Genomic DNA, 16,467 nt, shown 5'->3' with positions numbered 1-16,467 from the left:
TTAACCGTTGTAGCGGGGCGCCACCGGTCGGCTGAAACATTTGCTTTCAACTAACCCTGCGGGTTTTACGATTCTCGTTCGTCTTATCTATTGCAGTCCCAAGGCTGAGCATCGGCTCGACCTCAATTTCTCTGAAAAGACACCTGCAATGTCCCAGAAAGCGAAAAAGTCCAAATCCAGGCTGTGGTTCCTGGTCCATAGCTGGCTCGCCCTGCCGATCTGGTTTTTCGTCCTGATCGTCTGCGTCACCGGCACCCTGGCGGTGGTCAGCCAGGAAATCGTCTGGCTGGCCAACCCCGATGTGCGCGCCAGCAAGCCTGATGGCGACGCCGAGCGGCTGAGCTTCCAGCAGGTGCTCGATGCCCTGCACAAGGCCGAGCCGGACATGGCCGTGAACTTCATCAGCCAGCCGGATGGCTCGCACTTCGCCCTCACCGCCTCCGTGGTATTCCCGGACGGCAGCGCGCCGACCCTGTACGTCAACCCCTACACCGGGGCGATCCAGGGCAAGAGCCCGTCGTTCAGCTTCGAGGCCTTCACCCGTGCCCTGCACGGCTGGTGGCTGGTGCCGTTCACCAATGGCTACAGCTGGGGCTGGTACCTGGTGTCGCTGCTCGGCCTGCCGATGCTGGCCTCGCTGGTCACCGGGCTGGTGGTCTATAAACGGTTCTGGAAAGGTTTCTTTAAGCCGACCTTGCGCTTCAACCATGGCGCGCGGATCTTCTGGGGCGACTTCCACCGCCTGAGCGGCATCTGGTCGATCTGGTTCATTGCGGTGATTTCCATCACCGGCACCTGGTTCCTGATCCAGGCGATCCTGGGTGACAACCACATCACCCTCTCCACGGAACCGGTGGTGCCGGTGATTGCCCGTGAAGACGTGCCACGCACCGATTCGGGTGCACCGGCCCCGCGCATCAGCCTGGATGACGCCACGCGCATCGCCAAGGAGCAGATCCCTGGCCTGGACGTGAGCTTCGTCTCCCTGCCCGGCAATGCCTATGCCCACGTCTACCTGGGCGGACGCGGCTGGTACCCGTTGATGTTCCAGACCGTCAACGTCAACCCGTACAACAGCAAGATCGAGTCGCAGTTCCTGATCGACGACCGCTCGACCCTGGAGTTCGTCACCGAATCCATGCGCCCGCTGCACACCGGCGACTTCGGCGGCCTGGCGATCAAGCTGATCTGGGCCTTCTTCGGCCTGGTGCTGTCGATGATGGTCTTGAGCGGCCTGCTGATCTGGACCAAGCGTACCGCCCAGGCCACCGCCGCCGCCCTCAAGCGTGAGCAAAAGCCGCGCAAGCAAACCGCCAGCGCTACCGATACCGCCACGGAGGCCAGCCTATGAGCAAGGCAGCAGTTGCGCCGCAAAGCCCGTTGAGCCGCTTCTGGCACAAATGGCGTTTTCACCTGAACGTGCTGTTGTTGCTGATCCCGCTCGGCTTCATGCCCAAGTACTTTGCCGATGCGGCGTTGTTTCGCGGTGACAGCGGCCTGGGCGAGCGTGAACTGGGCGAGATCAAGGTCGGCCCGTGGAGCGTGCAACTGGCCGAGTTGCGCGATGAAGCACCGCGCGCCGATGGCCCCGCCGGTTACTTCAAGGCCTTCAACCTCGCCCTGTGCCAGGCCTGCATTCCCGAGGTCAAGGCAGCTTACCTGCGCATCGGCAAGCCGCGCAGCCTGCGTGCCGCCGGGACCATCTTCTTCGGTACTCCGTACCGCATGAGCACCAGCCTGCCGGTTCCGGCCAAGACCCGCGCCGACGCCGAAATCTGGATCACCCTCGAAGGCTGGGACGGCAGCATGCAGCAGGCCGCCGTGCCGCTGAGCAAGGCGTCGCCGGCCACCGTCGCCTGGCTGAACACACAAGGAGGCAAATGATGAAGTCGCTTAAGCTGCTCCTGCCGTTGCTGCTGCTCGGCGCTGCCGGCCAGGCGCTGGCCCACAACCCGATGTGCGAATGCAAGCCGATCGATGGCGAGCAGATCGAATGCACCGGCGGCTTTTCCGACGGTAGTGGCGCACCCGGGGTAACCCTCGACGTGATCGGCTATAACGAAGAGATCCTCGTGCCGGGCAAGCTGGGTGAAAACTCCAAGCTGACCTTCAAGCGCCCTGACGGCGAGTTCTACGTACTGTTCGACGCCGGCCCTGGCCATGTGGTGGAAATCGACTACGCAGATATCGAGCAATGAGCCGCGTCCAGGTGGTGCGCCCGGCTGGTGCCGGGCATGAAACCCTGTATGTGCTGCTGGTCAGCCTGCTGATCCTGGCGGTAGCCGCCGGCATCGTCGCCCTGCGTGGCGAACGCCATGACGAGGTCAGCATCGAGGCCCACCAACTGGATGCCCGCCGTGACCTCAATGCCGCCGAACAAGGCGTGTACGCCGACCTGCGGGTGGCCTTCGACGAAATCCAGGCGCGCCGCGAAGAGGAGCCACAACTGCTGGCCGTCGAGGTCCTGGCCGAAGAAGGCTTCCCGCCCTTCGTCGCCGATGCCAGCGCCGCCAACCGCGGCCAGCACCAGTGGCAGTTGCTGGCACAGCGTGCCTACCTGGGCCTGAGCCAGGCCAGCACGGTGGCCGGCAGCTTCCTGCTATTGGTACCCGAGGCCCACGATGGCGCTGCTGACGTCTGGCTGCAGCGCAGCCCTTCTGCCGCCGCGCCTGCCGACTTCAGCCAGGCCGCACTGATCGCCGCCGGCTGGCAACAGATCGCCGCCCACTACGACGCCGGCGTCACCCGCCAGCATCGTCACTGACACAAGGACGCCCCATGTTTCGCGCCACCCTCGCCCGTCGCCTTCTAAGTGTGTTCCTCGCCTGCGCCCTGCCTGCCCTGGCTCTGGCCGATAACGGCAAGCCGCTGCGCATCGGCATCACCCTGCACCCGTACTACAGCTACGTGAGCAATATCGTCGGGGACAAAGCCGAGGTGGTGCCGCTGATTCCGGCTGGTTTCAACCCCCATGCCTACGAGCCACGGGCCGAGGACATCAAGCGCATCGGTACCCTCGACGTGATCGTGCTCAACGGTGTCGGCCATGACGATTTTGCCGACCGGATGATCGCCGCCAGCGAAAAACCCGACATCGCCACCATCGAGTCCAACAGCAACGTCCCGCTGCTGGCCGCCACCGGCGTGGCCGCGCGTGGCGCCGGCAAGGTAGTCAACCCGCACACCTTCCTGTCGATCAGCGCCAGCATCGCCCAGGTCAACAACATCGCCCGCGAACTGGGCAAGCTCGACCCGGACAACGCCAAGTACTACAGCCAGAACGCCCGCGCCTACGCCAAGCGCCTGCGCAAGCTGCGCGCCGAAGCCCTGGCCCAGGTCACCGAAGCACCGGGCGCCGAATTTCGCGTGGCGACCATCCACGCCGCCTACGACTACCTGGTGCGCGAGTTCGGCCTGGAAGTCACCGCGGTGGTAGAGCCGGCCCATGGCATCGAGCCAAGCCCGAGCCAGCTGAAAAAGACCATTGACCAGCTCAAGGCCCTGGACGTGAAGGTGATCTTCTCGGAGATGGACTTCCCTTCGGCCTACGTCGAAACCATCCAGCGTGAATCGGGGGTGAAGATCTACCCGCTGACGCACATCTCCTACGGCGACTACAGCAAAGAGAAGTATGAAGTCGAGATGAAGCGCAACCTCGACACCGTGGTGCGGGCGATCAAGGAGTCCCAGGCATGACTGTGGCCCAGCCGCTGATCAACCGTGCCTGCGGGCCGGACATCGCCTTTAGTGAGGTCGACCTGACCCTGGGCCGCACGCGAATCCTCGACAAGGTCAGCTTCAACGTCGTCGCCGGCAGCGTGCATGCGCTGGTCGGGCCCAATGGCGGCGGCAAGAGCTCGCTGATCAAGACCCTGCTCGGGCAGATGCCGCACCAGGGCCAGTTGACCCTGACCTGGCCAGGTGAGGAACAGATCATCGGCTACGTGCCCCAGGCCCTGGAATTCGACCGCGGCCTGCCGATGACCGTGGATGATTTCATGGCCGCCATGTGCCAGCGCCGCCCGGCCTTTCTCGGCCTGTCACGCAAGGTGGCGCCGGCGATTGACGCGGCGTTGGAACGGGTCGGCATGCTCGACAAGCGCAAACGGCGCATGGGCGCTCTCTCCGGTGGCGAGCGCCAGCGCGTGCTGCTGGCCCAGGGGCTGATCCCGGCGCCGCAACTGCTGGTGCTCGATGAGCCGATGTCGGCGCTGGATGAGGCCGGTATCCAGGTGTTCGAACGCCTGCTGCACGACTGGCGCGCTGCCGGCACCACGGTGCTGTGGATCGAGCATGACCTGGAAGCGGTGGCGCGCCTGGCCGACCGCGTCACCGGTTTAAGCCGCCGGGTGCTGTTCGATGCGCCACCGAAACAGGCGCTGACCCCGGACCGTCTGCTCAGCCTGTTCTCCATCCACCCGCGCAGCGAGAGCGTCGCCTGATGAACTACGAAGAATTTCGCCTGCTGATCCAGGGCTGGGCCACCGCCGGCTACCTGCCCGAAGCCCTGGCCTACGGCTTTGTGGTCAACGCCCTGCTCGCCGGCCTGATGATCGGCCCGGTGCTCGGCGGCCTCGGGACCCTGGTGGTGGTCAAGCGCTTTGCCTTCTTCTCCGAAGCCGTCGGCCATGCGGCGCTGACCGGTGTAGCCATCGGCATTTTGCTCGGCGAACCCTACACCGGCCCCTATGGCAGCCTGTTCGGCTACTGCCTGCTGTTCGGCATCCTGCTGAACTTTCTGCGCAACCGCACCGGCCTGTCGCCCGACACCCTGATCGGCGTGTTCCTCTCGGTGTCCCTGGCCCTGGGCGCCAGCCTGCTGCTGATGCTGGCCGGCAAGATCAACGTGCACATCCTCGAAAACGTGCTGTTCGGCTCGGTGCTGACCGTCAGCGGCCAGGACCTGCTGGTGCTCGGCATCGTCGCCAGCCTGGTGCTGGCCCTGGCCCTGCCGCTGTACAACCGCATCATGCTGGCCAGCTTCAACCCGCAACTGGCAGCGGTACGCGGTGTTGCAGTGAAGAGCCTGGACTACCTGTTCGTGGTGCTGGTGACCCTGGTCACCGTGGCGGCGGTAAAAGTCATCGGCGCGATCCTGGTGGGTGCCCTGCTGGTGATTCCGGCAGCCGCGGCGCGCTTGATCAGCCAGTCGCTCAAGGGCTTTTTCTGGGCCTCGGTGCTGATCGCCACGCTAAGCACCCTGGTGGGTATTCTGCTGCCGATCGTCTTCGACCTGCCGGTGCCTTCGGGTGCGGCGATCATCCTTGTCGCCGGCTGCTGCTTCGCCCTCGCCGCCCTCGCCCGCGGCCTTGTTCCACGCCTGCAAGGAAACCCGGCATGACCTTCAAACTCCAGCACCTGTGCCTGGCCCTGGCCCTGGCCGGCCTGCCCACCCTGAGCCTGGCCCAGAGCGCCCCGGCGACCAAACAACAAGCAGCCGGGGTGACCGTCCTGGCCTCGCTGCCGGTGACCAACACCCTGGCCAGCGCCCTGCTCGACGGTACGTCGGTCAAGCTGCAGCGTGCAGCGCCGGCGAATATCCCGGCCTCGCGCCAGCCGTCGTACTTCAGTGGCCGCGGTGGCGCCAGCTTGCAAAAGGCCGCGAGCGGCGCCGACGCGGTAATCGGCCTGCGCTCGATCTGGAGCGACGACCCGCTGTACCCGGTCGCCCGGCGCAGCAATATCCGCATTGTCGAGATCGACGCCGCGCGCCCGGTGGATGGCGCCCTGCCGGGCATCGCCGTGCAGGGCAACAATGCCTTTGCCGGCTACCCATGGCTGAACCCGAGCAACCTCGGGCGCATGGCTGATGTGCTGGCCAACGACCTGGGGCGTTTGAGCCCGGCAGACCAACCGAAGATCCAGAGCAACCTGGCCGCCCTCAAGCGCCAGCTGCTGGAGCTCAGTGCCAGCAGCGAAGCGCGCCTGGCCGAAGCGGACAACCTCAGTGTGGTCAACCTCTCGGATCGCCTGGATTACCTGGTCAGCGGCCTGAACCTGGACCTGATCGATCACCCGCAGGTGGCCGATGACCAGTGGGATGTGGCGGCGCTCAAGCGCCTTGGCGATGAGCTCAAGGGCCAGGACGTTGCGCTGGTGCTGCATCACAAGCAGCCGAGCAAGGAAGTGGCCGAGGTGATCGCCGCTTCCGGTGCCAAGCTGCTGGTGGTGGAGACCGATGCGCAGGATTCTTTGGCGGGGTTGAAGGCCAGTGTCGAGCAGGTGGTGGGGGCGTTGGTGGCGGGTAACAGCTGAGGGCCTCATCGCGGGTCCGGTGTACGCAGATCTACTGTAGGAGCGGGCTTGACCCGCGATGCTCAACGTTTCATACAGCGCTGATAACGCTCATCCACCCGCTTGGCAAACCAGGCCGTGGTCAGTTTGCGGGTGATCTTCGGGCTTTTCAGTTCGATCCCCGGTAGCTGCGCCCGTGGCACGGCCTTGCCCGCCGCACCGTCGGCCAGGGCATAAACGCCCTTGTACAGGCGGGTGTCTTCGAACTCCAGGCTGTCGCCCTGCTCCAGCTGGTTGCGGATGCTGACGTTGCGCAAGTCCAGCTTCACCCCCAGGCGCCTTGCCGCCTGCTCGGTGGTACCGGGCATGATCGCCCCCGGCGCGATCAGGTCGCCATCCAGCGCCAGCTTCACCCCCGTCGCCCGGCTCAAGGCGCTCTGGAACGCCGCGTTGCGGCTGGCGTACCAGCCGGCATTGAAGTCGCCGAAGCGATACAGCTGGCGGTCATAGTGGGTGGGGTAACCAAGCAGGTGGGCGATGCCGAAATACATACCGCCACGCCGACTGAAGACTTCCTGGCGAATGGACCCGCCATAGGGATAGGGATAACCCTGGGCATGCTGTTCGGCAAAATCGATGCTGACCTGCATCGGCCCACCGGTGCGCACCGGGTTCAAACCGCCGAGCAGGGTCTTGCCCATGGGCAAGGCACCGATCAACTCATCGAACAGGTCGCTGAGCTGTTTTTCGCTGCGCACCGCATCCAGGCGCTGACCATAGGTTTTGCCGGTCGGCGAGCGGGTCTGCAGGGTGGCGTCGATCAACAGTTGGGGAATATGCAGGCTGGCCGCGCGGCGGTCGATCTCTTGCCGGGCGATGCGGCCCAGGCCCGGCACTTTCGGGTCGGCCTGGAAGGTCGACTCCTGTTCGGTGACCGCCAGCACCGCGCACAGGTTGCTCTTGCTGGCGCTGATCTTCTGCGCGGCGAAGGCGCTCTGGATATCCCGCGCCCAGCCTTCACGGTCGTTGGCGCTGGCCGGCAGCAGGCGCACGATCTGCGCGCGCACCTTGGCCGGGGCCTGCTCAGGGGCTTCACGCTGGGTGACGCAGCCCTGAACCGCCAGCAGCACGCTGATCACAACCAGCCAACCGGGTACTTGCATGGGCTCTCCCGCCGCATCTGGCAATAGCTGCACAGTAGCGGCGAGCGGGCACGACTGCAATCAGCAGCCCGGTTTGGTCAATTGCGTGCCGATGGTCACTGCGGTGATGGCCACCGGCTTGAAGCTCTGCAGGGCAACCGGGTCGAAGCTGCGTTCGCAGTTGTATTTGGTTTCCATGACATAGTCTTCGCCCTTGTGCTTCTTCATCTCGTCCGCCCATTTGTTCGAGGCGGCGATGGCCGCGTCGTCGGTGAGCATGACTTCGGCCAGGACCTGGGTGAAGCCGACCGCATGAGGACCTTCCCACAGGGCATACACCGACGGGTCGGCGGCGTTGCCGCACATCTCCAGGCAGTCGGCGTAGAACTCCAGCGGGCCACCGGTGGATGCATGCAGGGCAGCGAAGGTCAGCGGTTGGTTGGCTGGCGGGGCGAAGCTGCCGATGAACGAGCTGAGGTCGGCCTTGCAGGTCGGCGACAGCTCCAGGCGCAGGTCGTTGATGCTGCCGCCGGCGGCGTCGGCAGTAATTTCGCAGCCCTGTACCTTATAGGTGTGCTTGTCACCGAAGCTGGTGCGGGCGATGCCGGCGACCGACTCGAAGTACTTGAGGTTGGTGCCGAGCATTTCACCATTGAAGACCTGGGCAACGGTGGCCTGGGCCTGGGCGAACAACGGCAGGCAGGCCAGGGTCAGGGTCGAGCCGATAGTCAGCAGTGCACGCGGTTTCATCTGAACATCCTGTAAGCAATGAAATAAAGTGGCGCGCACTTTAATCCAGCGTCGCGCACAACACCACCGGCCTGTACCGACGCTTACGGCTGCTCGCCAACCATGTAGGTCTTGCTGATATGGCGAAATTGCTCATGGGCCGAGCTGCCCATCAGTTCGAACACCACCATTTCGCGAGTGACGATCTGCGCCCCGGCGGCGCGCATGCGGGCAATGCCGGCGTCGCGGTTGTGGACACCGCGACAATCGCAGGCATCCTCGACCACGAACACCTGCTTGCCCAACGCCAACAGGCCGAGCACGCTTTGCAATACGCAGATATGGGTTTCCATGCCGCAGACAATCACCTGTTCGCGGGCCAGCAGCGCTGCCGGCAGGCACTCGCCAGCGACGCAGGAAAAGTGCAGCTTCTCGACCACCTCGGCGCCTGGCGAGGCCTCCTTGAGCTGCGCCACGGTCGGCCCCAGGCCCTTGGGGTACTGCTCGGAAAACACCGTCGGCAAGCCCAGGGTAGCGGTCGCGGCCAACAGCCAACGGGTGCGCGCCAAGGTGCCGGCCGGGTCGCTGACCGCGCCAATGAGTTTTTCCTGGACATCGATGACCAGCAAGCTGGCCTGGTTCGGCTTGATCAACATCGTGCGCACCTATGCTTCACGTAAACCCCAAGGCTCGCCCATTCAGCGCCGCTGCGTCAATGTTCACGCCGACAGGCGATGGGGCTCCAGGGCGGCGCTGAGCACACCGAGGACGCGCTCTTCATGCTCGTGAATGAAGAAGTGGCCACCAGGGAAAATCTCCAGCGAGAAGTCGCCGACACTCTCATGACGCCAGGCCAGCAACTGCGCCTCGCTGGCCTTGTCGTCTTCCCCGCCCAGTACATGCACAGGGCAACGCAGCGGCGCACGCTGGCGGTAGACATAGCGCCCGCACAGCAGAAAATCGGCACGCAGCACCGGCAGGGTCAGGCTCATCAGCTCCTGGTTAGCCAGCACTTCTTCCGGCGTGCCCTGCAACGTGCGCAGCTCGTCGATCAATACCGCATCGCTCTTGGGTTCACGCCACTTGCCGCCGTCATAGTCTTCACGCCGGGTGGGCGCGGCCGTGCCACAGGCAAACAACGCCACCGGCGGCGGGCAGCCCAGCGCCTGCAGCTCGTGCGCGAGCTCGAAGGCGAGCAAGGCGCCCAGGCTGTGGCCGAGCAAGGCATAGGGTTGGCTGGCCGCCAGGCGCTGCTCGCTGGCCAGTTGCCGCGCCAACACCTGCATGTCGGTCAGCAGCGGCTCGCCCAGGCGCGCGCCGCGCCCGGGCAGTTCCACCGGGCGCACGCTCAGCCAGGCCGGCAGCTTGCGCCGCCAGCGGCTGTAGACCATGGCACTGGCACCGGAATACGGCAGGCACAGCAGGGTCAATGCAGACACAGGCGCCCCTTACTGCGCCGCAGCGGTTTCGGCCATCTTCTGGCGCAGGCTCAAGGGGCGCATGTCGGTCCAGACTTCATCGATGTACGCCAGGCATTCCTTTTTCAGGCCACTCTTGCCAACCGTGCGCCAGCCCGCCGGAATCGCCTTGTAGTCGGGCCAGATGGAATACTGCTCTTCGTGGTTGACCACTACCTGGAACACGATGTCTTCGCGGTCGAATACGGATGTCATTGCCTGTCTCCTCGATTGATTGGGCCCGTCACACCAGTGGCGTACGGTGGCTTTCTAGAGAACGAACGACAGGCGCAACAAATTAATCCGCGCTGCGCGCCCGGGCGATCGCCGCCTGGATCGCGGCCCGTGCCTGGGGGCTGTTCTTCCAGCAACTGGAACCGACCAGCGCGGCGGCCTGGGTGACAATGTCCAGGGCGTCGGCCTGGCTCAATTGCGCCAATGAGTGAAAGCCCAGTTGCTCGAGGCGATCGACCACGGTGGGGCCAACGCCTTTGACAGCCAGCAGCGCTACGCGCTCGGCGGGGGAAAATGCCACGGTGACATCCTTGTACCTGTAAATGGAGGTCAAGCAAGCCACACTGCAAGCGGTACTGCAACCGCTTCGCCCTGTCCTCAGGTATTGGACTTAAGCTTGGTCCACAGCCGCGTGCTCAGGCGGGCGATGGCCGGTGGCAGGTCTTCGACGATGAAGAGTTTTTCCATCACGGGCTTGGGCGGGTAGATCGCCGCATCGTCCTTGACCGCCGGCGCCAGGAACGCATCCGCAGCGCTGTTGGGGTTGGCGTAGTGGATGCTGTTGCTGATGTTGGCGATCACTTCAGGGCTGAGCAGGTAGTTGAGATAGGTGTAGGCGTTCTTCTCGTGCGGCGCGCTTTTGGGGATGACCAGCATGTCCATCCACAGCGTCGAGCCCTCCTCCGGGATCGAGTAGGCGATATCGATGCCGTTGTTGGCTTCCCTGGCACTGGCCGCCGCCTGGACCACGTCGCCGTTGAAGCCGATCACTGCGCAGATGTTGCCGTTGGCGAGATCACTGATGTACTTGGAGGCATGGAAGTACTGCACATAAGGGCGGATTTTGAGCAACGCCTGCTCGGCCTGCTTGTAGTGCGCAGGCGTGTGGCTGTGGTGCGGCAGGCCCAGGTAGTTGAGGGTGATCGGCAGGACCTGCGTCGGGTTGTCGATGATCGCCACGCCACACTGGCTGAGCTTCTTGATGCTCTGCTCGTCGAAGAACAGCTTCCACGAACGGGTCACATCGGTGCTGCCGAAGATCGCCTTGATCTTCTCGACGTTGTAGCCGATGCCGGCGGTGCCCCACATGTACGGGAAGCCGTACTGGTTGCCCGGGTCGTTGACTTCGAGCTTTTTCATCAGCACGGGGTCGAGGTTCTTCCAGTTGGGCAACTGGCTGCGGTCCAGGGGCTGGATCGCCCCGGCCTTGATCAGTCGCGACATAAAGTGGTTGGAGGGACTGACCACGTCATAGCCGGTGTTGCCGGTCATCAACTTGGATTCGAGCACCTCGTTGCTGTCGTGGATGTCGTAGGTGGCTATTATGCCGGTCGCCTTGGTGAAGCTTGGCAAGGTGTCGTCGGCGATATAGCCGTTCCAGTTGGAGATGTTCACTTCCTCCACCGCCTGGGCGGCAGTGGCACACGTGGCGAGCAAGGCAACCAGGGGCAGTGCTTTGAATGACATGATCAATCACCTTTAGAGGAGCTTTGTTTTTGTTGGGCTAGGTGGGGTCAGATTTCAGTCCGGGCTCGCAGCGCCTCCACGCGCATACGCAGCATGGCACCGATGTCGAGCAGCGGCTTGGGCGGCAGCCAGCCGGGCTGCGCACGGGCCATGACCGAGGTCAGCAGCGGCGAGGTTTGCCCGCTGGCAAATTCCGCCAGCAAGCGCCCCCACAGGGTGCCGCGGGCAACGCCGGAGCCATTGCAACCGGCCACGGCGAACACGCCCTCCTCGACCCTGGCGAAAAACGGCTGGCCGGAGCGCGAGGCGCTGAGGTGGCCGGTCCAGGTGAACTGGATGTCGTGGGCGCCGAACCACGGAAAGCGCCGCTGCAAGCCGCGCAGATGGTGCTGCTGGCGTTGCGCCAATTCACTCGGGCCCAAGTCCCGCGCGCGGTATTCAGCAGTGTTGCGGATCATCACCCGGCGGTCCGGGGTCAGCCGCACCGTGGCGCCCAGCGGCCGGGTCGACAGCACGCCCCAGGGCTCGACGTTGCCGATGGCGCGAAACTCGGCGTCGGTCATCGGCCGGGTAAGGCTGGCACTCAGTTCCATGGCGAAGGTGCCGCTGTCGTCAATGCCGGCCCGTGGAACAAAGGCATTCAGGCACACCAGCACCTGGCTGGCCTCGATGCTGCCATCAGCGCAATTGGCGCGAACACGGCCATGGCCGAGGCGCTCAAGGCGGGTGATATCGGTGTGTTCATAGAGGGTGACACTGGCTGGCAACACATCGAGCAAGCCCTTCACGTACCTGGCCGGTTGCAGCAAGGCATTGCCGTTGCCGCACCAGATCGCCGCCTGGTAATGGCGGGTGCCAAGCTTGCGTTTGAGTGCCTGGCCCTGGAGGAACTGCGCCTCGGCGCCGACGGCACGCAGGGTCGCCAGCTTGGCTTCAACCTGGCTGAGCTTGTCCGGGTCGTTGACCGCAAAAAAGTAGCCGTCATCGCGAAACTCGCAGTCGATGTTGTGGCGCACGATGCGCTGACGCACTTCGTTGCTGGCAGCCTGGCCGATGGCGGTATCGGTTTCGTAGTCGGCAAAGCCTGCGTGCCCCAGCAGCTCGCTATCGGCCGGGTGTTCATGGGCGACGACAAAACCGGAGTTGCGCGCAGACGCGCCTTGCGCAGCGCTCTGGCGCTCAATCACGACAATCCGCGCCTGCGGGTGCATGTCAGCCAGGGCATGGGCGGCGCTGAGCCCGGTGATGCCGGCGCCGATCACCAGCCAGTCGGCTTTTTGCGCGCCACTCAGGCGGGCGCGCGCCGGTGAACTGCCCGCCAGGGCAATCCAGCCACAGTGGTTTTTCATGCAACACCTCTCGACCTGTATGCACACAGCGCATGGACGTTTTATGCTGGTGGCGGTTGCCATGGCCAGAATCTAAAAGGTCTTTGCTGATTCAACCAACGTTATAATTTCATCGGGGCATTCGAAAAACGCATGGATAAAGTTCGCCACCTGCCTTCGCTGCAAGCCTTGCAGGCACTGGTCGAAGTCGCCGACGCCGGCAGCTTCACCCAGGCCGCGCACAGCCTGTGCCTGACCCAGAGCGCGGTGAGCCGCAAAATCCAGTTGCTGGAAAGTCATTTTGGCCTGGCGATGTTCGTGCGCAGCAGCCGCAGCCTGCAGCTCACCGCCGAGGGCGAGCAGGTGCTGGCCAGCGCGCGGAGCATTCTTGAGCAACTGCACACTCTTGAAGAACGCCTGTCGCCGCAACAGCGCCCATTTCGCATCCGCATGCACGTGTCGTTGGCGGTGCGCTGGTTGCTGCCCCGGCTCAGCGAGTTCTACCGCCTGCACCCGGACATCTCGCTGTCGATCGAGACCGTGGCCACGGAGCTGGTGGAACCGGCCAGTGACAGTGATGCGTACATCCTCTACCTGCCCGCGCCCTCCAGCAATTCGGCCTGCTCGACCTTGTTCGAGGAAACCCTGGTGCCGGTGTGCACACCCGGGCTCGGATTGGACTCAGAGGCCGACCTGGTGCGCTTTGCCCTGCTGCATGGCTCCACCGACCAGCAGACCTGGAACCAGTGGCTGGCGGCGCGGGGTGGCAAGGCGCTGGAGGATTACCGGCATATACCGTTCAACCTGGATGAGTTGGCGCTGGATGCGGCGGCGCGCGGCTTGGGGGTGGCGATGACCGACCTGACCCTGGCGGCGGAGTCGATTGATCGCGGCGTGCTGGTCGTGCCGTTCGGGCAGCCATTGAAAACTGGAGGGGTCTATTCGTTGTGCCTGCAGCCTGCAGGGGCCGGGCATCCGGCGTGTACAGTGGTGATGCAGTGGTTTGCCGAGCAGAGCGGTGGCTGATCCTGTTACATTTAGCGCCTAACCCACCGTCTAGAGCCTGAAAATGGATCTTCATGCACTGCTCGCCTTCACCCTGGTTGCCGCCATTGCCATCGCCAGCCCCGGCCCCGCCACCTTGATGGCAATCAACAACAGCCTGGCCTATGGGCCGCGTTATGCAGTGTGGTCTTCGCTGGGCAATGCCAGCGGGCTGTTCTGCCTGTCGGCAGCGGCCATGCTCGGGTTGGGTGCCCTGCTCGCCAGCTCCGAGTGGTTGTTCAACGCGGTGAAGATCCTCGGTGCTGGCTACCTGTTCTACCTCGGCGCCAAACAGCTGATGAAAAAGAGCCCGATGCTGGCGAGCGACATTGCCGCAGGCCAGGTACAGGTCAAGCCCTCGCGCTTGAAGCTGTACAAATCGGCGTTCCTCACCGCCGCCACCAACCCCAAGGCGACGATGTTCTTTACCGCCCTGTTCCCGCAATTCATCGACCAGAGCGCCGCGCTGCTGCCGCAGTTCCTGATCCTCACGGCGATTTTCATGGCCCTGTCGCTGACCTCGCTGAGCCTGTACGCCGCCCTCGCCTCGCGGGCCAAGGGCGTACTGACCCGACCGGCGTTCTCGCGCTGGGTGAGCCGGGTGGTGGGTTCGACGTTTATCTGCTTTGGGGCGGCGATACTGACCATGCGCCGTCAGGGGGCTTGATCCAGAGAGCAGTGCAAATCCTGTGGAGCGCTGGCCTTGCCAGCGATCGAGCGCGTAGCGGTCGCAATTCAGGCAAAACCTGATGTGTTGGCTGTACGACCCCATCGCGGGTCAAGCCCGCTCCCACAGGGGCGTCCCCACGGGAGCGTCTCAGCTCATACCACGCTGGCTCGCTGCAGGCTGCTGACATGCCCAACACCGGCCGCCTGCAAACGGCTGACCAGATCGCTACGCGCCTCGCCGCCACCTGTGCGGATGTATTCAAGTTCGGCCGCGGTGATCAATACCACCGGCACCAGAGTCACCGGCGACAGCGGCATGCCGTCCAGACGGGTCGGGAAGTCTGGCGCCGGGCCGCCCAGCAGTACGCCGATGCTGTCGTCGTCGGTGACGAAGTGCTTGGGCAACTGGCTGCTGAGGTGGTGCGATTCGCTAAAGCCAGGCAGCTCCAGAGACAACGCGCCGTACCTTTCCAACTGCTGGGTGATGCCACCGGCATCGGCCACGGTCTTGGCTATGTTCTCGATCAACTCGAATACCCAACTACGCTTGAACGGATCGACCTCGCCCAGCGGCCCCCGGGCATGCTCGGGGATATTCGGCGTCTCGACGAACAACTCCATCTCAAAACCATTACCCAGCCCTTCGGCATCATCGAAGGGGTCGGACAAGCCTTCGGTCGCCAGGATAATCGTGTCGCCACGGCGCACCACGCGATAGGCCTGACGGGTCGAGGGCCAGTGCGGGCCACCGGAAAAACTCGGACTGATGAGGTAGGCCAGGACATCGCGTTCCACTGTACCGACGCTGCTCCAGTGACGATCCAGACAGGCTTCGCTGGCAAGCCTCGCGGCCTGGTTGGCAGCTTCGGCTTGCGTGATGGGCGGCTCTTCCTGGGGCGCTGGCTTTTTAAGTGCGCCGAGTAGCTTTTTGAAGATGTTCATTTGCAATCCCTGCGAAGTGGACAGCAATGCTAACCACTCATTAGCATCGGCACTACCCCTGGCAAACCGACATATCGATCCAATGCCTACTCCGCTGAAAACCTGTTGGCCCTCAGGCTGGCGCAACGTGCCCGGTATCGACTACAGCGCGCCGACCATCGACCTGCAGGCCATTGTGCCGAAAGCCGGCGAGAAGACCTGGGCGCAGTTCGACAGGCACGACCGTGTGCAGGCTGGCGAGACTGTGCAACTGATATGGTGCCCGCCGCTGTCCGTAGTCAATGGCTGGAGCGAACAGCCTTCGGAAATTGCCCAAAGCCACCTGCTGAAGGCACACATGGTCAGCAGCATGGGCGACAGCTATGAACTCGACATCCTTGGCAGCGAACGGCTATTGCCAATGCTCAAGTCCCTGCCACGCGATCAGAGCGCCTGGGCGCTGCAGCAAATCGCTACTGAACAAGGGCCGATCATTGCTCTGGAGGAAGCCTGCTGGAGTGCCAGCGCGGTGGTCGAGGGGCTGACCTACCTGAGTGCATGCACGCCGTTTGAAGCGCATATGGAGCTGCTGCTCGAGGTGACAGGCGATGAGGTTTTCGGGCTGTTTTCGGCGCACGTTGATCCGGGCGGGGCTTTTTATTCGTTTGCTCGGCGCACGCTGGAAGGTCGGGAGCTGAAGGCGGTTGAGCAGGCGCTGAAGGTTGCTCGACCACTCAAAGACCTACACGACAACTACCTGCGAAGCTAAGGGCCTATTGGCCAAGCAGCTCCCGAGACATCAACCACTGCGCCTTGCCCCACGCCTCGAACCGTTCGCGCACACTCCAGCCACGCTTGGCGTAATACGCACTCTGGTCATGGGTGTGCAGGTACAAGGTGGCCACGCCGCGTTCCCGGGCTTGCTGACAGATCCCTTCAATCAGCTTTTCCGCCAGCCCCTGCCCGCGCGCCTGCGGCTCGACCAGCACACACGCAAGCCAGGGCCCAAGCTCCGGGCGCCCGGGCAAGTCATCGCGGGCCAGCGCCGCACCACCGAGCAAGCGGCCGTCTTCCAGCGCAACCAGGCATTGCCAGTCGCCGTTGCGCTGGCCTTCGGCAAACTCTCGCTGCCACTCTTCCAGCGAGATATCGGCATACTCATAGCTGAATTGCCGATACAGCCGTTCGGCGAAGCTGTCGCAGTGCTGCATATGGTGTTCAAGCCACTCCAGGTTCGGCATG

The 16,467-nt window shown here is 63.9% G+C and carries 21 protein-coding genes; 11 read left to right on the top strand and 10 right to left on the bottom strand.

Annotated elements, in window-relative coordinates; translation table 11 throughout:
* The first annotated feature begins 148 nt into the window (after nucleotides 1-148).
* Genes F8N82_RS06875 through F8N82_RS06840 form a run of 8 tightly spaced genes read left to right on the top strand, consistent with a single transcriptional unit; the run spans nucleotide 149 to nucleotide 6,255 of the window.
* Nucleotides 149-1,351 (top strand): PepSY-associated TM helix domain-containing protein, encoded by a 1,203-nt coding sequence (locus tag F8N82_RS06875; protein ID WP_038994531.1) that lies wholly within the window; start codon nucleotides 149-151, stop codon nucleotides 1,349-1,351.
* Complete coding sequence (locus F8N82_RS06870) at nucleotides 1,348-1,884, top strand: hypothetical protein (protein WP_038994530.1); 537 nt, start codon at nucleotides 1,348-1,350, stop codon at nucleotides 1,882-1,884. Before F8N82_RS06875 ends, F8N82_RS06870 begins: the two co-directional genes overlap by 4 nt.
* Nucleotides 1,884-2,198, top strand: a complete 315-nt coding sequence (locus F8N82_RS06865; RefSeq protein WP_038994528.1) for a hypothetical protein — start codon at nucleotides 1,884-1,886, stop codon at nucleotides 2,196-2,198. The genes F8N82_RS06870 and F8N82_RS06865 overlap by 1 nt, the downstream gene beginning before the upstream one ends.
* On the top strand, nucleotides 2,195-2,764 hold the full coding sequence (locus F8N82_RS06860) for a DUF6162 family protein (RefSeq protein WP_038994527.1): 570 nt from the start codon (nucleotides 2,195-2,197) through the stop codon (nucleotides 2,762-2,764). Before F8N82_RS06865 ends, F8N82_RS06860 begins: the two co-directional genes overlap by 4 nt.
* A 14-nt stretch (nucleotides 2,765-2,778) precedes the next feature.
* Nucleotides 2,779-3,696 carry a metal ABC transporter substrate-binding protein gene (locus F8N82_RS06855; protein ID WP_038994526.1) on the top strand — a complete coding sequence of 306 codons (918 nt, stop codon included), beginning with the start codon at nucleotides 2,779-2,781 and terminating at the stop codon, nucleotides 3,694-3,696.
* Nucleotides 3,693-4,442, top strand: a complete 750-nt coding sequence (locus tag F8N82_RS06850; protein WP_038994525.1) for a metal ABC transporter ATP-binding protein — start codon at nucleotides 3,693-3,695, stop codon at nucleotides 4,440-4,442. The genes F8N82_RS06855 and F8N82_RS06850 overlap by 4 nt, the downstream gene beginning before the upstream one ends.
* On the top strand, nucleotides 4,442-5,341 hold the full coding sequence (locus F8N82_RS06845; RefSeq protein WP_038994524.1) for a metal ABC transporter permease: 900 nt from the start codon (nucleotides 4,442-4,444) through the stop codon (nucleotides 5,339-5,341). Before F8N82_RS06850 ends, F8N82_RS06845 begins: the two co-directional genes overlap by 1 nt.
* Complete coding sequence (locus F8N82_RS06840; protein ID WP_038994523.1) at nucleotides 5,338-6,255, top strand: metal ABC transporter substrate-binding protein; 918 nt, start codon at nucleotides 5,338-5,340, stop codon at nucleotides 6,253-6,255. Before F8N82_RS06845 ends, F8N82_RS06840 begins: the two co-directional genes overlap by 4 nt.
* A 62-nt stretch (nucleotides 6,256-6,317) precedes the next feature.
* On the opposite strand, the gene F8N82_RS06835 is transcribed toward F8N82_RS06840, so the two are convergent.
* The 8 genes from F8N82_RS06835 to F8N82_RS06800 all read right to left on the bottom strand — a co-directional run bounded on the left by F8N82_RS06835 (nucleotide 6,318) and on the right by F8N82_RS06800 (nucleotide 12,612).
* The gene (locus tag F8N82_RS06835) at nucleotides 6,318-7,397 is read right to left on the bottom strand and encodes a DUF1615 domain-containing protein (protein ID WP_052251415.1); all 1,080 of its coding nucleotides are present in this window, start codon (nucleotides 7,395-7,397) and stop codon (nucleotides 6,318-6,320) included.
* A 60-nt stretch (nucleotides 7,398-7,457) separates the two neighbouring features.
* Nucleotides 7,458-8,126 carry a hypothetical protein gene (locus F8N82_RS06830; RefSeq protein ID WP_038994522.1) on the bottom strand — a complete coding sequence of 223 codons (669 nt, stop codon included), beginning with the start codon at nucleotides 8,124-8,126 and terminating at the stop codon, nucleotides 7,458-7,460.
* A gap of 83 nt (nucleotides 8,127-8,209) precedes the next feature.
* Entirely contained in the window at nucleotides 8,210-8,761 is a 552-nt protein-coding gene (locus F8N82_RS06825) for a hydrolase (protein WP_038994521.1), read from the bottom strand.
* Nucleotides 8,762-8,824: 63 nt separating this feature from the next.
* On the bottom strand, nucleotides 8,825-9,544 hold the full coding sequence (locus F8N82_RS06820) for a thioesterase II family protein (RefSeq protein WP_038994519.1): 720 nt from the start codon (nucleotides 9,542-9,544) through the stop codon (nucleotides 8,825-8,827).
* A gap of 9 nt (nucleotides 9,545-9,553) precedes the next feature.
* Nucleotides 9,554-9,778, bottom strand: coding sequence for an MbtH family protein (locus tag F8N82_RS06815; protein WP_038994517.1), 225 nt, complete (start codon nucleotides 9,776-9,778; stop codon nucleotides 9,554-9,556).
* Between the two features lie 82 nt (nucleotides 9,779-9,860).
* Nucleotides 9,861-10,097 carry a Pathogenicity locus gene (locus F8N82_RS06810; protein ID WP_038994516.1) on the bottom strand — a complete coding sequence of 79 codons (237 nt, stop codon included), beginning with the start codon at nucleotides 10,095-10,097 and terminating at the stop codon, nucleotides 9,861-9,863.
* 77 nt (nucleotides 10,098-10,174) lie between these two features.
* On the bottom strand, nucleotides 10,175-11,263 hold the full coding sequence (locus F8N82_RS06805; RefSeq protein WP_038994515.1) for a polyamine ABC transporter substrate-binding protein: 1,089 nt from the start codon (nucleotides 11,261-11,263) through the stop codon (nucleotides 10,175-10,177).
* A gap of 47 nt (nucleotides 11,264-11,310) precedes the next feature.
* Nucleotides 11,311-12,612, bottom strand: a complete 1,302-nt coding sequence (locus tag F8N82_RS06800; protein WP_095161724.1) for an NAD(P)/FAD-dependent oxidoreductase — start codon at nucleotides 12,610-12,612, stop codon at nucleotides 11,311-11,313.
* A gap of 132 nt (nucleotides 12,613-12,744) precedes the next feature.
* Here F8N82_RS06800 and F8N82_RS06795 point away from each other — a divergent pair, with 132 nt between their 5' ends.
* Complete coding sequence (locus tag F8N82_RS06795; protein ID WP_038994513.1) at nucleotides 12,745-13,617, top strand: LysR substrate-binding domain-containing protein; 873 nt, start codon at nucleotides 12,745-12,747, stop codon at nucleotides 13,615-13,617.
* Nucleotides 13,618-13,660: 43 nt separating this feature from the next.
* Nucleotides 13,661-14,302, top strand: coding sequence for a LysE family translocator (locus F8N82_RS06790; protein ID WP_038994512.1), 642 nt, complete (start codon nucleotides 13,661-13,663; stop codon nucleotides 14,300-14,302).
* A 155-nt stretch (nucleotides 14,303-14,457) separates the two neighbouring features.
* On the opposite strand, the gene F8N82_RS06785 is transcribed toward F8N82_RS06790, so the two are convergent.
* Nucleotides 14,458-15,246: a suppressor of fused domain protein gene (locus F8N82_RS06785; RefSeq protein ID WP_038994511.1), complete on the bottom strand. Its 789-nt coding sequence runs from the start codon at nucleotides 15,244-15,246 to the stop codon at nucleotides 14,458-14,460.
* A 127-nt stretch (nucleotides 15,247-15,373) separates the two neighbouring features.
* On the opposite strand from F8N82_RS06785, the gene F8N82_RS06780 reads away from it, so the two are divergent.
* Nucleotides 15,374-15,994, top strand: coding sequence for a hypothetical protein (locus F8N82_RS06780; RefSeq protein ID WP_052251414.1), 621 nt, complete (start codon nucleotides 15,374-15,376; stop codon nucleotides 15,992-15,994).
* 4 nt (nucleotides 15,995-15,998) lie between these two features.
* Here the strand turns inward: F8N82_RS06780 and F8N82_RS06775 are convergent, their stop codons facing one another.
* Nucleotides 15,999-16,466, bottom strand: a complete 468-nt coding sequence (locus tag F8N82_RS06775; RefSeq protein ID WP_038994508.1) for a GNAT family N-acetyltransferase — start codon at nucleotides 16,464-16,466, stop codon at nucleotides 15,999-16,001.
* Nucleotide 16,467 lies beyond the last annotated feature (1 nt).

This window comes from Pseudomonas fluorescens (genome assembly GCF_902497775.2).
GTDB classification, from domain to species: Bacteria; Pseudomonadota; Gammaproteobacteria; order Pseudomonadales; family Pseudomonadaceae; genus Aquipseudomonas; species Aquipseudomonas putida_F.
The sequence above is the reverse complement of the archived record's forward strand: the minus strand, read 5'-3'. Positions and strand labels throughout refer to the sequence as shown.

Excerpts from the sequence above, each read along its gene's own strand:
- F8N82_RS06875 (WP_038994531.1), top strand. The coding sequence starts at position 149 with ATGTCCCAGAAAGCGAAAAAGTCCAAATCCAGGCTGTGGTTCCTGGTC.
- F8N82_RS06870 (WP_038994530.1), top strand. The coding sequence starts at position 1,348 with ATGAGCAAGGCAGCAGTTGCGCCGCAAAGCCCGTTGAGCCGCTTCTGG.
- F8N82_RS06865 (WP_038994528.1), top strand. The coding sequence starts at position 1,884 with ATGAAGTCGCTTAAGCTGCTCCTGCCGTTGCTGCTGCTCGGCGCTGCC.
- F8N82_RS06860 (WP_038994527.1), top strand. The coding sequence starts at position 2,195 with ATGAGCCGCGTCCAGGTGGTGCGCCCGGCTGGTGCCGGGCATGAAACC.
- F8N82_RS06855 (WP_038994526.1), top strand. The coding sequence starts at position 2,779 with ATGTTTCGCGCCACCCTCGCCCGTCGCCTTCTAAGTGTGTTCCTCGCC.
- F8N82_RS06850 (WP_038994525.1), top strand. The coding sequence starts at position 3,693 with ATGACTGTGGCCCAGCCGCTGATCAACCGTGCCTGCGGGCCGGACATC.
- F8N82_RS06845 (WP_038994524.1), top strand. The coding sequence starts at position 4,442 with ATGAACTACGAAGAATTTCGCCTGCTGATCCAGGGCTGGGCCACCGCC.
- F8N82_RS06840 (WP_038994523.1), top strand. The coding sequence starts at position 5,338 with ATGACCTTCAAACTCCAGCACCTGTGCCTGGCCCTGGCCCTGGCCGGC.
- F8N82_RS06835 (WP_052251415.1), bottom strand. The coding sequence starts at position 7,397 with ATGCAAGTACCCGGTTGGCTGGTTGTGATCAGCGTGCTGCTGGCGGTT.
- F8N82_RS06830 (WP_038994522.1), bottom strand. The coding sequence starts at position 8,126 with ATGAAACCGCGTGCACTGCTGACTATCGGCTCGACCCTGACCCTGGCC.
- F8N82_RS06825 (WP_038994521.1), bottom strand. The coding sequence starts at position 8,761 with ATGTTGATCAAGCCGAACCAGGCCAGCTTGCTGGTCATCGATGTCCAG.
- F8N82_RS06815 (WP_038994517.1), bottom strand. The coding sequence starts at position 9,778 with ATGACATCCGTATTCGACCGCGAAGACATCGTGTTCCAGGTAGTGGTC.
- F8N82_RS06805 (WP_038994515.1), bottom strand. The coding sequence starts at position 11,263 with ATGTCATTCAAAGCACTGCCCCTGGTTGCCTTGCTCGCCACGTGTGCC.
- F8N82_RS06800 (WP_095161724.1), bottom strand. The coding sequence starts at position 12,612 with ATGAAAAACCACTGTGGCTGGATTGCCCTGGCGGGCAGTTCACCGGCG.
- F8N82_RS06795 (WP_038994513.1), top strand. The coding sequence starts at position 12,745 with ATGGATAAAGTTCGCCACCTGCCTTCGCTGCAAGCCTTGCAGGCACTG.
- F8N82_RS06790 (WP_038994512.1), top strand. The coding sequence starts at position 13,661 with ATGGATCTTCATGCACTGCTCGCCTTCACCCTGGTTGCCGCCATTGCC.
- F8N82_RS06785 (WP_038994511.1), bottom strand. The coding sequence starts at position 15,246 with ATGAACATCTTCAAAAAGCTACTCGGCGCACTTAAAAAGCCAGCGCCC.
- F8N82_RS06775 (WP_038994508.1), bottom strand. The coding sequence starts at position 16,466 with ATGCCGAACCTGGAGTGGCTTGAACACCATATGCAGCACTGCGACAGC.